The sequence below is a fragment of the Aeromonas sp. TECH754 genome (assembly GCF_056279295.1).
In genome coordinates this window covers 275046-289192 of record NZ_JBWBRA010000001.1, presented here as the reverse complement: position 1 = coordinate 289192, position 14147 = coordinate 275046, and the positions used below count along the sequence as shown (strand labels likewise).

Here is a 14147-nt window from a genome sequence, read left to right as displayed (position 1 = left end):
TTTTGTTTTTATCCGCCGTGCATGCGTGCGACAAGAGTGTGAGATGCCATGGATGCCAGCCTGCTTTCCCCCCATCTGTTACCCGACGATCAGCTTACCCGTGAGAACTGCAAGGAGTATCTGAGCCGCTTCCTCGGCTGGCTGCATGAGCGCTTCGATGCCGGCGACAACATCATCGAACTGGTGGCCACCCGCTCCGAATACATGGATGCGCTGCTGACCCGGCTGTGGCACAAGTTCGGCTTCGACAAGACCAGCCTCACCCTGATTGCTGTGGGGGGCTATGGCCGCGGCGAACTGCATCCCCACTCCGACATCGACCTGCTCATCCTCTATGAAGGCAAAGACCTCGACGAGGTGCTGGGGTTGCGCATTGGCGAGTTCATCACCCTCTTGTGGGACCTCAAGCTGGAGGTCGGGCAATCGGTGCGCAACGTGACCGAGTGCATCGAGCAGGGCCGCGCCGACATCACGGTCGCCACCAACCTCATCGAGGCGCGCTACATCACCGGCCGCGAGGCGGGCTTCGAGCAGCTGCAGGCCGCCACCCAGCCCCAGCATTTCTGGCCGAGCGAGGAGTTCTTTCGCGCCAAGCGTGAGGAGCAGAGCCTGCGCCATCAGCAATTTCTCGGCACCGCCTACAAACTCGAACCGGATCTCAAGAGCAATCCGGGGGGCCTGCGCGACATTCAGACCCTGGCCTGGGTCGCCCGCCGCCACTTCGGCGCCACCACCCTGTTCGAGATGACCAGCCACGGCTTCCTGAACCGGGCCGAGTACCGCGAGCTGCTCGACTGCCAGAACTTCCTGTGGAAGGTGCGTTTCGCCCTGCACATGGCCATCAACAAGGGGGACAACCGTCTACTGTTCGATCGCCAGCGCACCGTGGCCCAGATGTTGGGCTTCGAGGGGGAAGGCAACGGCCCGGTCGAGCAGATGATGAAGCGCTTCTACCAGACGGTACGGCGAATAGCCGAGCTCAACGAGATGCTGCTGCAGCTGTTTGACGAGGCGATCCTCGGCAACACCGCCATGGATGTGCGCCGCATCAGCGACGAGTTCCAACTGCGTGGCCGACTCATCGATGCGGTGGACTCCGAGCTGTTTGGCCGGGATCCCGCCGCCATACTGCGACTGTTCTACCAGATAGCCCAGCATCCCGACATCGTCGGCATCCATTCGGCCACCCTGCGCCAGCTGCGGGAAGCCAGGCGCACCCTCAACTGCTGGTTGCAGGACCAGCCCGAGTGTCGCCGGCTGTTCATGGCGCTGCTGCGCCACCCCAACGGCATCGGCCAGCCGCTCACCCTGATGCACAAATACGGGATCCTGGCGGCCTATCTGCCCCAGTGGAACCTCATCGTCGGCCAGATGCAGTTCGACATGTTCCACGCCTACACGGTGGATGAGCACACTCACCGCCTGCTCAAGAACATTCACCGCTTCGCCAATCCGGCCAGTCGGCAGACTCACCCGCTCTGTCACGAGGTGTTCACCCAGCTGCGCAAGCCGGAGCTGCTCAGCATCGCCGCCCTGTTCCACGACATCGCCAAGGGCCGGCGCGGCGATCACTCCGAGCTAGGCGCCGTCGATGCGCTGGAGTTCTGCCAGTTGCACGGGCTGGATCGCTACGAGAGCCGACTGGTGGCCTGGCTGGTGCGTCACCACCTGCTGATGTCGGTCACCGCCCAGCGCCGGGACATCTATGATCCCGAGGTGGTGGCCGATTTTGCCCATAAGGTGCGCGACGAGCTGCACCTCGACCTGCTCTACTGCCTGACGGTGGCCGATATCTGCGCCACCAACGACACCCTCTGGAACGACTGGAAGGGTACCCTGCTGCGGGAGCTCTACTTCGCCACCCAGAAGGCGCTGCGCCAGGGGCTGGAGAACCCGCCCGACATGCGCCTCAAGATCCGTGAGAACCAGCGTCAGGCGAAGCAGATCCTGGCCCAGCGCGAGGTATCGCTCGATGCCGTCAACGCCCTGTGGAGCGACTTCAAGGCCGACTATTTCCTGCGCCACAGTCCGGAGCAGATCGCCTGGCACTGCCGCAAGATCCTCAAGCACGGCGACAATCCGGCGCCGCTGGTACTCATCGGCAAGCACCCCATCCGGGGTGGCAGCGAGGTGTTCATCTACTGCCGCGATACCCCGAACCTGTTCGCCACCGTGGCCTCGGCGCTGGATCAGAAGAACCTCAGCATCCACGACGCCCAGATCATGAACTCGCGCAGCGACTACGTGCTGGATACCTTCATTGTGCTGGAGCCGACCGGAGAGCCCATCAGCCCTAACCGTACCGCCACCATCAGAAAGGCGCTGGAGAAGGCCCTGCAGGAGCCGGGCAAGCTGGTACTGCGCAACAAGCCGCTGTCCCGGCGTCACCGCCAGTTCAGCGTGCCGACCCGGGTGGTGTTCTTGCCGCACAAGGGGGAGAACCGACACACCCTGCTGGAGCTGACGGCGCTGGATACTCCCGGGCTGCTGGCCCGCATCGGCGCCGTGTTCCAGCAGTGCGGGCTGTCCCTGCACGCCGCCAAGATCACTACCATCGGCGAGCGGGTGGAAGACTTCTTCAGCCTCACGACCCTGGCGGGCGAGCCGCTGAATCAGGCCGAGCAGCAGGCGCTGGAGGAGCGGCTGGTCAATCAGCTCAATCCGCAGGAATCAGTGGATGACGAGGGATCGCAAGAGGGTCTCGCTGGACGCCATACTTCCTTCTGATTTACCAATCAGAACAAGCTCTTGAAGAGACAATGCACAAGAAATCACCGCTCTCTCGAAGAAATCGGCCGGAGTCCTTAAAAACAATTGGAAAAGTGTGATACAACAAACGGAATTTTTTAGAGGAGACCTGTCATGACCGCGTTGCAACAGATCATCGAAACGGCCTTCGAGCGCCGTGATTCCATCACTCCCGGCTCCGTCGATGCCGCCACCAAGACCGCCATCCTGGAGTCCATCGAGCTGCTGGATTCCGGCAAGGCCCGGGTCGCCGAGAAGATCGCCGGCGAGTGGGTGGTCCACCAGTGGCTGAAGAAGGCGGTGCTGCTCTACTTCCGCATCAATGACAACGGCATCATCAAGGGCGACGATGCCCAGTATTACGACAAGGTTCCTCTCAAGTTCTCCGACTACAGCGCCGAGCAGTTCAAGGCCGCTGGCGTGCGCGTGGTCCCGCCGGCGACCGCCCGCAAAGGCGCCTTCATCGCCCCCAATACCGTGCTGATGCCCTCCTACGTCAACATCGGCGCCTTCGTCGATGAGGGCACCATGGTCGATACCTGGGCCACCGTCGGTTCCTGCGCCCAGATCGGCAAGAACGTGCACCTCTCCGGCGGCGTCGGCATCGGCGGCGTGCTGGAGCCGCTGCAGGCCAACCCGACCATCATCGAAGACAACTGCTTCATCGGTGCCCGCTCCGAGGTGGTGGAAGGCGTGATCGTGGAGGAAGGCTCCGTTATCTCCATGGGCGTCTTCATCGGCCAGTCCACCCGCATCTATGATCGCGAGACCGGCGAGATCCACTACGGCCGCGTGCCGGCCGGCTCGGTGGTCGTCTCCGGCTCCCTGCCCTCCAAGTGCGGCAAGTACAGCCTGTACGCCGCCGTTATCGTCAAGAAGGTGGATGCCAAGACCCGCGCCAAGGTCGGTATCAACGCCCTGCTGCGCTCCATCGACGAGTAAGCAAGTGCAGATTTAAAAGGCGCCTAATGGCGCCTTTTTTGTTTTGGCGCCCCTGTCACAGGCAAGCCATGATGACTCGGTTAAGATAGAGGGGTCAGGAACGTTTCAAATCGAGGAAGCCCGATGTACGAGAATCTGAAGAGCCTGGGGATCCAGGAACCCACCTCAGTGGACAGCTATACCCTGCGCCAGGAGGCCAATCACGACATCCTCAAGATCTACTTCAAGAAGCAGAAGGGCGAATTCTTCGCCAAGAGTGTCAAGTTCAAGTACCCCCGCCAGCGTAAGACCATGCTGATCGATTCGGGCACCCACGAGTACAAGGATGTCACCGAGATCAATGCCAACCTCAAATACGTGGTGGACGAGCTGGACTACCTGACCCAGGGCGTGCACGTCCAGGCCGACCCCGACATCAAGCAGAAGATACTGCGTGACCTGCGCCACCTGGAAAAAGTGGTACAGAACAAGATCAGCGAAATCGAGCGGGATCTGGAAAAGCTGTAAATCCGCCGTGATTGTAAAAAGGCGCCATCAGGCGCCTTTTTTGTCTATCAAAGCAGTGGTAGATGTCTCTACGGTTCATCAAAGCAGTCAGTTCCGCTGGGAGCATCATTCCGCACATCTCTCCGACGTCGCTCCCACAGCCCCTCGAACCGACATGGAAGCTCTTCCCCCGGGTTGAATTGCGCCCAGCAAAAAGGGAGGCTTTCGCCTCCCTTTTCGGAACTCTTGATGTCAGGCAACCATTAGTTGCTCTTCATCCAGATATCCATGTCGGTTTTCAGATTGTCAGACTTGGTACCGAAGATGGCTTGTACGCCGGAACCAGCCACGACCACACCGGCAGCGCCCAGCTTCTTCAGACCCGCCTGGTCAACCTTGGCCACGTCCTTCACACCGACACGCAGACGGGTGATGCAGGCGTCCAGGGAGGCGATGTTCTCTTTACCACCGAAGGCAGAGACCAGGGCAGCAGACATCTCGTCCTTGCTCTGAGCGGCAGTCGCTTCTTGAGTTTCGTCTTCACGACCTGGTGTCTTCAGGTTCATGGCACGGATGACCACGGTGAAGACCACGTAGTAGAGGACGGCGTAGACCAGACCCAGACCCACCAGCAGCAGCATGTTATCGGCACGGGGGGATTGCACCACGAAGTCGATGAAGCCGTTGGAGAAGGTGTGACCGTGCACGATCCCCAGGGAGTTGGTCAGCACATAGGCCAGACCAGCCAGCAGGGCGTGGATTGCGTACAGTACCGGCGCCACGAACAGGAAGGAGAACTCGATAGGCTCGGTGATACCGGTCAGGAAAGAGGTCAGGGCGGCAGAGGCCATGATACCGACGATCTTGGCGCGGTTTTCCGGCTTGGCACAATGTGCGATAGCGAACGCAGCAGCAGGCAGACCGAACATCTTGAACAGGTAGCCACCGGCCAGCTGACCGAAGCCGTTACCGGCAGCGCGGGAAGCATCGTCAGCAGTGAGGAAGCAGGTCATGATGCCGTGTACGGTTTCACCGGCACCGTTGACACAGGTACCCGCCTGATAGAAGAAGGGGACGTTCCAGATGTGGTGCAGACCAAACGGGATCAGGGAGCGTTCAACCACGCCGTAGATACCGAAGGCCAGTACCGGGTTCTGGTTGGCAGCCCAGTCGGAGAAAGCACCGATGGCACCCCCTACCGGCGGCCAGATGACGGACAGGATCACGCCCAGACCGATGGAAACGAAGCCGGTGATGATGGGCACCGCACGTTTGCCAGCGAAGAAGCCCAAGTACTCTGGCAGCTGGATCTTGTAGAAGCGGTTGAACGCCCAGGCGGCCACGCCACCGGCGAGAATACCACCCAGCACACCGGTATCGATCTTCTCAACACCCATCACTGGTGCCATCACGCTCAAGGTAGCGGTCATGATGCCGTAGCCAACGATGGCAGACAGACCGGAGACACCGTCGTTATTGGTGAAGCCAAGTGCCACACCCACGGCAAACAGCAGAGCCATCTGACCGAATACAGAACCACCGGCCTGTTCCATCAACTGGGAAACAATTTCCGGCAACCAGCTGAAGTGGGCAGCGCCCACCCCCAGCAGAATACCTGCAACGGGCAAGACCGATACGGGCAGCATCAGCGCCTTACCGACCTTTTGCAGATTAGCGAAAGCATTTTTTAACATGTGTGCGCTCCTGAATGGATTTTCCGTAAGCGACTCGGTGCAATTGAGAGATGACAGCGTTCATCATCCGGCTTTGTGCCGAGTCGACCCGGGTTTACTTATTTTGACCCACTGAATATAACCCAGCAGTATTGGAATTTCTTCCATCAGGCAGAAGGGAATAATGAATTTGGAGGGGAGATCACAAGATAATAAGAAGAGGTTTATTTACACAGATTGCGGATATTATTGCGCACCTTCATCTTATTACGAATAAACAAGAAGTGCTGTTTCACATTGTATTTTAGAGAATCACAACAATACCAAATGAAACTCACTGTAACAGAGTGTAACGGATTGCTATTTTCTACAACCTAGTCTACCGATTAAAAAGGCCTCCAACAAGGAGGCCTCACATAAATATTAGACAATATAAAGACGGCTATTTAATTTTTCTGTGAACGTTTCACCGCATCAATAAAGACCGACTTCGCCTTGGTCGAGCCGGCACGCTCCGCTTCATTGACCAGTTGCATCGCCTTGTCGATATCACCGGCCTTGACCGCTTTCTCGATCTGGCTGTTATAGAAGGCTTCGGTCTCGTTCAGCATGGCCGGAGCCGGCTTGCTGGGCGTCGCTGCGGCAACTGCCGTCGTGGCGACTACCGCGGTCGCGGCAGGCTTGGCCTGACTCATCTCGACCTTGTCGGAATATTCCGGTTTGAACACCGCTTCCAGGCCCTGCCCCTTGGCCATGTCGACCACCTTGATCTGGACCAGCCCCCAGGGAGAGTGCGGGATGACGGGATCCTTGATATCCGGCTCAACCGTGCCATTCGCGCGGGCAAACGCCTTGGCCGGGTGCAAAATGGTGGTGCTGCCGGCCAGTTCATCGGCCGGGGCATAGACCACCATATAGGTCTCGGTGGCCGGGTTGCCCGGCATGCTGCGATCGACGAACACCTTGCCTTCAATCCTGTCATTGTCGAGCAGGTGGGCAGGTTGATAAGTGAATACGGACTCACCCAGTACGCGGGTCACCTTGAACTGCGCATCCAGCATGACCACCTTGGGGATCAGCACCGTCTTGCTGACTTGAGAGGCAAGCGTGATGGCCAGATTGCCGGTATTGACGGGCAGACGATAGGCGGCGAAGTAGCTCATCCCCTCGTCAAATTGATAGCTTGGCTGCTTGCCATCGATGGCAAGCAGCGTCTCCCCTTCGGGCAGAGAGACATAGTTGAATTCGTTGAATCCCTTGCAGCAGCTAGTGACCTGAGAGAGCGCCTGCTTGGCCTGGTCGGCATTGCTCAGGATGGAGGCGTGCTCTTGCATGGGCACCACCATGCTACCGGAACAGCCGGCCAACAGCGCGGTAACCACGGCCGCGATAGACATCTTTACCAGTTTCATTCTTCTTATCTCCATAACCCGGTTGCCAAATCCAGCAAAACAAAACTGCCCCCATAAGGGGGCAGTGACTAACTTAACTGAAGATACTGCTTACCACCAAGCTTCTGCTTGCACGCCCACTTGCCAGGTGTCACTGGAAGTGCCGCCTTCGAAGCTGTTCTTGCTGCCGGTGCTATCGGCTTCGGTGTCAGCCAGGTAGGAGGCGAACACACGGATTTCCGGACGGGCCCAGAAGCTGGGGCCGGCAGACCAGGCTTGAGCCAGGGTCAGCTTGTAACCACCATCCTTGCTGCTGCTGCCATTATTGAGGCTGGTCTTGTCTTTGAACACACCACCTTCGAAGATGGTCTTGTTGTAATCATCCCACTTGTACATCGGGCGGATAACGGCAGACAGGGTTTCAGTCTTGTCGTGGCCATTCTCCATCTCGTTGCCTACCCCGTAGACCAGCTGGTGACCCATCTCCCAGGAGTTGCCCATCGGGATCACACCGTGGTTGATGAAGCGATAACCATCTGCACCGGATTTGGCTTCGGCACCGTACCAGGAGCCATCACCGTAGAAGGCCATGGTCTTGGAGTAGCCTTCGGTACCGTACTGCAGCACGGTCTTGTTGAAGCCACCGAAGATGCCCTGGGTCAGTTCGGCGGTCAGCATGACGCCGTTCTTCATGTTGTCGTTTTTCAGATCTTTCTGGGCTTCGGTCTCATTGACCAGCGCATACATGGCGCCCACTTCCAGAGAGCCGTCTTGCCACAGCGGGATGCCGGCATAACGCACGTCCAGAGTGTTGACGTTCAGATCTTCGTTTTTCTGGAATACACCCGGACTGATTTGGGTGTACTGACCGAACACGTCGGCAGCGCTGCGGTCGTTGCGAACCCAGGCGAAGGAGAGCTTGCCAGGACCGGCCTGGATGCCTTCGATACCGGCACCGGCACCGGAGATGTTCCAGTAGTAGAAGTCAGAGATGTGGATGTCGTGACGTTGGTAGTAACGCTTACCAGCCCAGAGGGTGGCTTCCGGTGCGAAGCCCAGCAGGCCCTTGGCTTGCACGTTGAACTGACGCAGCGCGAACTCGGAATCGCCGTTGCACTGTTTGGCGTCGAAGTTACAGACGGTACCAGTGCTCTCATAGTCATTGGAACCGTTGGAATTCATGGAGAACATGGAGTCTACGTAGAAGGTCTTGCCATCTTTGTTGTAGACCTCCTGACCCAATTGCACTTCGCCGTAGGTATCGTTTTCGTTACCCAGACGGCCAACCTTGTTGACGTTGTATTTCACCATGTCGCCGTCGCCGGAAACACCGACACCGGAACGGAAGTAGCCGTGGAAATCAACGGCGAAGGCGGCTTGTGAAGCCAGGGCAGCGGTTACTGCTGCTGCAATCGGGAGCCACTTTGCTTTCATTTTCATTTTTCCTTATTCCCGCTGGGAGTGTGATCCTGATATTCAAGTTTTTATCACCTTAAACATCCCTAGGTGATAACCGAGGTCGATTATAAGTAGCCAATTTCACGACAAACATGAGCTGATTCACAAAACGGCGACAAATCGCCCGCCCACCACCTAACGGGTGCATTTGTGATGAAAACTGACGTTAACTGGCAAGAAATCACCCATCATCAAAGATTAATCACAATGAAAACCCCTTGAAAACGCTTTCTGGCATTAATTTGCAATGGAGATTAAGTTGCAACCCAGCTATTCCGTGACGAAAACATGACTGAAATCGCTTTCATCACGGAACTTTTAATTTTCTGATTTGTCGCCCTGTCGATGAATAACAGGCTTGGCGGAGGAGTGTTGCGCATGAAAAATAACCCGACAAAATGCAGGATATATTTCCACATCAGGCTGAGTGAGCCCTAAAATAACTATCCCCCGTGGACCAGCCAACGGGGGATATTGATGAAATATCGGGATGGAAAATTTACAGCGTATTTTCCCAATGCGTTAACCAACCGAGCGCCGCCACTTCGGGCTCATCCTCCAGGGTTGCGTCTATCTCCAGACGTGGCACCAGGGGCTCGGCTGCCAGCTCCTGCAGCAATTCATCGAGCCTGCGGCCCGCCCCGCAGAAGTACTCATAGCTGCTATCGCCCATGGCGATGAGGGCATAACGCCAGCCTTTCATGTAGGGGGCACGATCGGCCAAGGCGCTGGCGAAGGCTTGCAGGTTGGGGGGGATGTCCCCCTGCCCCGTGGTCGCGGTGATCAGCAGCAGGAAGCGGGAGGAGTCGATGTCTTCCAGCTCTGCCTCGTCGAAGATCCGGCAGACATGACCTTTTTCCTGCAGATGGCGGCTCAGTGTCTCGGCCACCAGCATGGCCGAACCGTAGACGGTGCCAACCAGGATATCTATCTCGGCCATCAGCGCCACCTCAGGCAGTCAACGCTGCCTATGCCCAGGGGGGGGACCCCGGAAAAGATGTGAAGACGGGGGGGGGCTAGCGGGGTATCTCTTTGAGCCATAACCTGTTCCTCTGACTGACGTGGCCTACAGCATGCCACAGCCGAGTCAGAGGCAACAGGCGACGGGACGGCTAGAGCACGTAATCACTCTCGCTGGCGGGCCAGCCCAGCTTGGCAAACAGACCCAAGACTTCCGGGCCGAGCGGCGCCTGGATCCGCATCGGCACCTTGAGCACCGGGTGCTCGAAGCTCAACTTGTGAGCCACCAGCAGCAACCGGTCGCAGCCGTAATGTTCGCGAAAGAAGCGATTGTGGCGACCGTCACCGTGGGTAGTATCCCCGACGATGGGGTGGAACAAATGATCGAGATGGCGACGCAACTGATGCTTGCGACCCGTCTTCGGGAAGAGCCTCACCAGACTGTAGCGACTGGTAGGGTGCTTCTTGGAGACCGCATGGGGCAGCTCGACCTGATGCAACCGGCGAAACGCCGTCACCGCCTCCTGGGCCGGACGATCGGGGGAGCTCATGGCATCGGCAATCTTGTCCAGCTGCTCTTTGAGCGGATAGTCGATGAGGCCCTGCTCCGGCGCCCAGCCACGCACCAGCGCCAGATATTCCTTGTGCACCCGCCGGGCGGCAAAGGCCTCGGTCAAGGTGCGCGCCACGGCAGGATCCAGTGCAAACAGCAACACGCCCGAAGTGGGCCTGTCGAGCCTGTGCACCGGATAGACGTGGCGGCCACCGATGAGATCCCGGGTCATCTGCATGGCGAAGCGGGTCTCCGCCTTGTCGAGCCAACTGCGATGCACCAGCAGACCGGACGGCTTGTTGACCGCCACCAGCCAGTCATCCTGGTAGAGCAAGGTGAGCTTCATGGCGCCACCGCCTTTGTGTAGTAGCCGTTGAGACAGCCACCAACCAACGCCTCCTTCCGATAGAGCAGAGTCAACGTCATCACTACTGCTCCACCACTTTGCCGGAGAGCAGCAGATCGAAGCGCGCGATGAGATGCAACAGCCCCTTCACCTCGGCCAGCTCTTCCTTATAGACTTCGCTCGCCATGGGGTAGAGAGAGACGCTGGTGGGCAACGGAGCCTGCAGCAGCACCAGCTGTTCCATGCGCGGGATCAGCACGAACTGCAACCACTGATCGAAGCTCAGGGTATCGACGCAAAAGGGCAAGTCGCTTGCCAGCGCCTCGGCGCCCGGATGGCCTGTTTGCCAGCGATCGAGGCGTTGCAACTCGGCGGTGAGTTCACCCAGCAGGTTGGCTACCAGCAAATATTGATTCATCTCGTCCTCTTCCTCATTGTCGGGTCCCGCGCTGCCAGGCAGGCGGGGCGACCGAACTCATCGAACTGCGTGTCAAAAAGGGGCGCTACTATACACCGGCCCCCCGCTGGCTGCCATGCCGCCGTCACTGACACTCCCCGCTGGCTATCTGATACCGCGCCCTTATAATCGCCGACATCCTCTTTAGCCGGACCCTCTCATGTCTGACATCAACACCTTGACCGAATTCCTGACCCAGGCCGACACCCAGTTCCAGCTGTTTGACATGGGTCGCCAGGTACGCCCGCTGGCCAGCGATCTCTTCACCCGCATCGAACAGCAGCAGGAGCCCTACCCCTGGCCTCTGCAGCAGCATGCCTGGCTCGGCGTGCATTTCTTCCAGCCAAGCGATGCCAAGCACTATCTCTGGTTCCTCAAGTTTGCGCTCGATGAGCGTGGCCTGCTGGTGGGCGCCGGCCCCAAACACTTCATGGATCAGGTGGTCGAGACCCTGGGCTACAAGCTCACCGGCGATCTGGACGAGGAAAAGGCCGAGCGGCTGGCCGACAATCCCTACACCTTCCGCCCGGCCGAGGCCAAGATGGCGAGCCTGCACGCCAAGCTGGCCCGCCAGCTGGAACAGCCAGCCTCGGCCTACTACGACGCCCTGTGCCACTACCTGGCGGCGCCCGGTGAAGAGGGTTGGCAGAGCCTGGGGCTGCAGGGCTTCGCCGACCTGGCCGAGCGCCTGCAGGACGAGCGCAATCTGGCGCTGGTGTGCAAGGCACTGCCCAAGCTGCCCCAGGCCCCGCTCTATGCCCTGTGCCAGAGTCTGGAAAACGCCCCGCTGCCCCCGGCACTGCAGGGGGCACTGCTCGAGCGCATCGGCAAGGAGCAGGAATGCGGCGAACCCAATGCCGAGACCCTGGCCTATCTGTGCCGGGCACTGGCCTCCTGCAATGACAACAGCCTGCGCACCAACAAGCTGCTGACCCTGCTGCAAACCCAGCCGAGCCCGGCCCTGCTGCTCGCCATCGCCGGTCGGCTCTGGCCGGACCTGAAATACCCCGCGCTGCTCAGCCTGTTCCTTGAACAGTTGGCACTGCAACCCGGCCAGTTCTTCAACCAGGTGTTTGCCGAGCTGGTGACCCTGCCGGCCCTGCGCGATGATATGCTGGCAAGGCTGCGTGATCCCGAGCGCAGCGACGCGCTCGGTCAGGCCATCGGTCGGTTGTTTGCGTCAGCATAATGAAGGGGGTGGCGCTTCTGCCCGATGAGCCACCCCAGACCATCGCCTCAGACCCTCATCTCACAAAAGGAGCCCGTTGATGGGAGAAATGCTCGGAATCTTGTTGCTGATCCTCATCGGGGGAGCCTTCTGGCAACAACGTCGTCAGGCCGAAATCGCCTGGCAATACATGCGACGCTACTGCCAGCACCACGATCTGCAACTGCTCTCCCTCGCCCGCACCCACCGCGCACTGGGACACGGGCCCTTGCGTCTGCTGACCTATTACCAGTTCGAGTTCTCAAGCGATGGCGAGAGCCACTATCAGGGCCAGCTCTGCATGCAGGGCTTTCACGTTGCCGGCGTCGAGCTGCCGCCCCATCGACTGCCCTCCTAGCAGGGCCTTGAGGGCAAGGGGATCAGGCTGACTATAATTCTCGAAAAGCCCTTTCAAGGAGAGACGAGATGGAATTGCTGACCCACGACATGTCCGCCCTGTTTGCCCAGCTGGGACTGGCCAATGACGAAGTAAGCCTGCACCGTTTCATTCGCGAGCACCGTCTGGACAATCAGACCCTGCTGCCCGAAGCCGACTTCTGGAACCCGGCCCAGGCCGGTTTCCTGCGCGATGCGCTCTGGAATGACGCCGACTGGTCGGCAAGCATCGATCAACTGGATGTGATGCTGCGCCAGGCAAACTGACCCTGCCCCCTTCACGCGGCTTTCCTGACGGCCAGGCTTTGGTTAAGCTCCGTGCTCCCATTCGCAAGCAGCAAGACGGCCACCAGCCAGGTCGCAGTGAGAAGCCCAGATGTCAGCCCAAGAGATCATCCGCATCGCCAACGAACTGAGCGCCAAGGGGATCACCCCCTCCACCGCCATGATCAAGGCGCGCCTCAGCCAGCCCGTGCCCATGGCCGAGCTGCTCAAGGTGTTGAGCCAGTGGAAACAACAGCCCCAGCCTACAGAGCCAGCCCCGACCATGACGCCCAGCGCAACCAGCCGGGAAACGCCGGCCGAGGCCGTCAACCTGCAGCAACTGAGCGAGCAGCTCAACCGGCTCGAGCAGAAGGTGGATCGTCTGACCGCCCTGCTGCTCCAGCACCAGCCGGACTGACGCGCCGCCATGTATATCCTCGAACTGCGTTTTGAATGTTACCGCGACACCTCCCTTGGCGACGCCGAGCGGGCCATCGTCAACTACCTCGACATGCTGCGCTATCAGGGTCAGATCCTGGGGCGGGAATTTCCCACCAGCATGCAAGACGGCTATTTCATCAGTCGGGTGGTCTGCCCCGAGCAGGACAGCCTGCACCCGGACAACCAGAGCGAGCAGGTGGCGCTGGCCGAGCAGGGCCTGCATCAGGCCGGGCTGCTGGCACCCAAGCTGCACCTGCAGGGCATGGATCTGCTCTCGGACAGCACGGATCCGTGCGGCCACGCAGGGGAGCGGCCGAGCTGGATGCTGCTCTACACCAGCTTCCTGCACAGCTGCTCGCCCCTGCGCTGCGGCGATCATTTCGCCCCCATCCCGCTCTACCGGCTGCCCGCCGTCGCCAACGGGGATCACAAGCAGATCCTCAAGTGGCAGGAAGACTGGGAGGCCTGCGATCAGTTGCAGATGAACGGATCCATTGCCGAACACGCTGTGCTGCACGAGATTGGCGAGGTGGGCAGCCGCCTGCAGCGCCGAGGCAGCGATCTGGTCAAGCGGCTGGAAGGCTTGAGCGGTATCCCGACTTACTACTATCTCTATCGGGTCGGTGGCCTGAGCAAGGCCGCCGAGCTGGCGCGCCCCTGCCCCGGCTGTGGCGGTGACTGGGCGCTCGAGGCCCCGCTGCACGAGATCTTCGACTTCAAGTGCGATCCCTGCCGACTGGTCTCCAACCTCTCCTGGGATTTCAAGGATTGAGGAGCGGTGCCCGCAGCCATCGAGTGACGATATAAAAGCGCGCACGACCGTCG

At 59.5% G+C, this 14147-nt stretch carries 14 protein-coding genes; 8 read left to right on the top strand and 6 right to left on the bottom strand.

Features of this window, described 5'->3' with window-relative positions; translation table 11 throughout:
* Window positions 1–48 precede the first annotated feature (48 nt).
* The 3 genes from glnD to ACZ9IL_RS01305 all read left to right on the top strand — a co-directional run bounded on the left by glnD (window position 49) and on the right by ACZ9IL_RS01305 (window position 4197).
* The gene (gene glnD, locus ACZ9IL_RS01315; RefSeq protein ID WP_476001867.1) at window positions 49–2727 is read left to right on the top strand and encodes a bifunctional uridylyltransferase/uridylyl-removing protein GlnD; all 2679 of its coding nucleotides are present in this window, start codon (window positions 49–51) and stop codon (window positions 2725–2727) included.
* A gap of 135 nt (window positions 2728–2862) precedes the next feature.
* Window positions 2863–3690, top strand: coding sequence for a 2,3,4,5-tetrahydropyridine-2,6-dicarboxylate N-succinyltransferase (dapD, locus tag ACZ9IL_RS01310; protein ID WP_476001866.1), 828 nt, complete (start codon window positions 2863–2865; stop codon window positions 3688–3690).
* A gap of 123 nt (window positions 3691–3813) precedes the next feature.
* Window positions 3814–4197 carry a DUF3461 family protein gene (locus ACZ9IL_RS01305; protein WP_476001865.1) on the top strand — a complete coding sequence of 128 codons (384 nt, stop codon included), beginning with the start codon at window positions 3814–3816 and terminating at the stop codon, window positions 4195–4197.
* A gap of 242 nt (window positions 4198–4439) precedes the next feature.
* Here ACZ9IL_RS01305 and ptsG read toward each other — a convergent pair whose 3' ends face one another.
* The 6 genes from ptsG to ACZ9IL_RS01275 form a co-directional block, all read right to left on the bottom strand.
* Window positions 4440–5870: a PTS glucose transporter subunit IIBC gene (ptsG, locus tag ACZ9IL_RS01300; RefSeq protein WP_476001864.1), complete on the bottom strand. Its 1431-nt coding sequence runs from the start codon at window positions 5868–5870 to the stop codon at window positions 4440–4442.
* 425 nt (window positions 5871–6295) lie between these two features.
* The gene (locus ACZ9IL_RS01295) at window positions 6296–7261 is read right to left on the bottom strand and encodes a MalM family protein (protein WP_476001863.1); all 966 of its coding nucleotides are present in this window, start codon (window positions 7259–7261) and stop codon (window positions 6296–6298) included.
* A 90-nt stretch (window positions 7262–7351) separates the two neighbouring features.
* Window positions 7352–8674 (bottom strand): maltoporin, encoded by a 1323-nt coding sequence (locus tag ACZ9IL_RS01290; RefSeq protein ID WP_476001862.1) that lies wholly within the window; start codon window positions 8672–8674, stop codon window positions 7352–7354.
* A 523-nt stretch (window positions 8675–9197) separates the two neighbouring features.
* Window positions 9198–9638, bottom strand: a complete 441-nt coding sequence (locus tag ACZ9IL_RS01285; protein ID WP_476001861.1) for a flavodoxin — start codon at window positions 9636–9638, stop codon at window positions 9198–9200.
* A 172-nt stretch (window positions 9639–9810) separates the two neighbouring features.
* Window positions 9811–10557 (bottom strand): tRNA pseudouridine(65) synthase TruC, encoded by a 747-nt coding sequence (gene truC, locus ACZ9IL_RS01280; protein WP_476001860.1) that lies wholly within the window; start codon window positions 10555–10557, stop codon window positions 9811–9813.
* A gap of 82 nt (window positions 10558–10639) precedes the next feature.
* On the bottom strand, window positions 10640–10975 hold the full coding sequence (locus ACZ9IL_RS01275) for a YqcC family protein (RefSeq protein WP_476001859.1): 336 nt from the start codon (window positions 10973–10975) through the stop codon (window positions 10640–10642).
* A 199-nt stretch (window positions 10976–11174) separates the two neighbouring features.
* On the opposite strand from ACZ9IL_RS01275, the gene ACZ9IL_RS01270 reads away from it, so the two are divergent.
* From ACZ9IL_RS01270 to ACZ9IL_RS01250, 5 genes are all read left to right on the top strand, one after another.
* On the top strand, window positions 11175–12203 hold the full coding sequence (locus ACZ9IL_RS01270; protein WP_476001858.1) for a DUF3549 family protein: 1029 nt from the start codon (window positions 11175–11177) through the stop codon (window positions 12201–12203).
* A 79-nt stretch (window positions 12204–12282) separates the two neighbouring features.
* Window positions 12283–12579 (top strand): DUF3301 domain-containing protein, encoded by a 297-nt coding sequence (locus tag ACZ9IL_RS01265; protein WP_042639575.1) that lies wholly within the window; start codon window positions 12283–12285, stop codon window positions 12577–12579.
* A 68-nt stretch (window positions 12580–12647) separates the two neighbouring features.
* On the top strand, window positions 12648–12884 hold the full coding sequence (locus tag ACZ9IL_RS01260; RefSeq protein WP_476001857.1) for a DUF2789 domain-containing protein: 237 nt from the start codon (window positions 12648–12650) through the stop codon (window positions 12882–12884).
* A 109-nt stretch (window positions 12885–12993) separates the two neighbouring features.
* A complete protein-coding gene (locus ACZ9IL_RS01255) occupies window positions 12994–13299 on the top strand; it encodes a hypothetical protein (protein WP_476001856.1) in 306 nt (101 codons plus the stop codon).
* A 9-nt stretch (window positions 13300–13308) separates the two neighbouring features.
* Window positions 13309–14094, top strand: a complete 786-nt coding sequence (locus ACZ9IL_RS01250; RefSeq protein WP_476001855.1) for a Zn-ribbon-containing protein — start codon at window positions 13309–13311, stop codon at window positions 14092–14094.
* The last annotated feature ends 53 nt before the right edge of the window (window positions 14095–14147 follow it).

Bases quoted from the DNA above. Each gene is read 5' to 3' on its own strand.
- glnD (WP_476001867.1), top strand. From the start codon at position 49: ATGGATGCCAGCCTGCTTTCCCCCCATCTGTTACCCGACGATCAGCTT.
- dapD (WP_476001866.1), top strand. From the start codon at position 2,863: ATGACCGCGTTGCAACAGATCATCGAAACGGCCTTCGAGCGCCGTGAT.
- ACZ9IL_RS01305 (WP_476001865.1), top strand. From the start codon at position 3,814: ATGTACGAGAATCTGAAGAGCCTGGGGATCCAGGAACCCACCTCAGTG.
- ptsG (WP_476001864.1), bottom strand. From the start codon at position 5,870: ATGTTAAAAAATGCTTTCGCTAATCTGCAAAAGGTCGGTAAGGCGCTG.
- ACZ9IL_RS01295 (WP_476001863.1), bottom strand. From the start codon at position 7,261: ATGAAACTGGTAAAGATGTCTATCGCGGCCGTGGTTACCGCGCTGTTG.
- ACZ9IL_RS01290 (WP_476001862.1), bottom strand. From the start codon at position 8,674: ATGAAAGCAAAGTGGCTCCCGATTGCAGCAGCAGTAACCGCTGCCCTG.
- ACZ9IL_RS01285 (WP_476001861.1), bottom strand. From the start codon at position 9,638: ATGGCCGAGATAGATATCCTGGTTGGCACCGTCTACGGTTCGGCCATG.
- truC (WP_476001860.1), bottom strand. From the start codon at position 10,557: ATGAAGCTCACCTTGCTCTACCAGGATGACTGGCTGGTGGCGGTCAAC.
- ACZ9IL_RS01275 (WP_476001859.1), bottom strand. From the start codon at position 10,975: ATGAATCAATATTTGCTGGTAGCCAACCTGCTGGGTGAACTCACCGCC.
- ACZ9IL_RS01270 (WP_476001858.1), top strand. From the start codon at position 11,175: ATGTCTGACATCAACACCTTGACCGAATTCCTGACCCAGGCCGACACC.
- ACZ9IL_RS01265 (WP_042639575.1), top strand. From the start codon at position 12,283: ATGGGAGAAATGCTCGGAATCTTGTTGCTGATCCTCATCGGGGGAGCC.
- ACZ9IL_RS01260 (WP_476001857.1), top strand. From the start codon at position 12,648: ATGGAATTGCTGACCCACGACATGTCCGCCCTGTTTGCCCAGCTGGGA.
- ACZ9IL_RS01255 (WP_476001856.1), top strand. From the start codon at position 12,994: ATGTCAGCCCAAGAGATCATCCGCATCGCCAACGAACTGAGCGCCAAG.
- ACZ9IL_RS01250 (WP_476001855.1), top strand. From the start codon at position 13,309: ATGTATATCCTCGAACTGCGTTTTGAATGTTACCGCGACACCTCCCTT.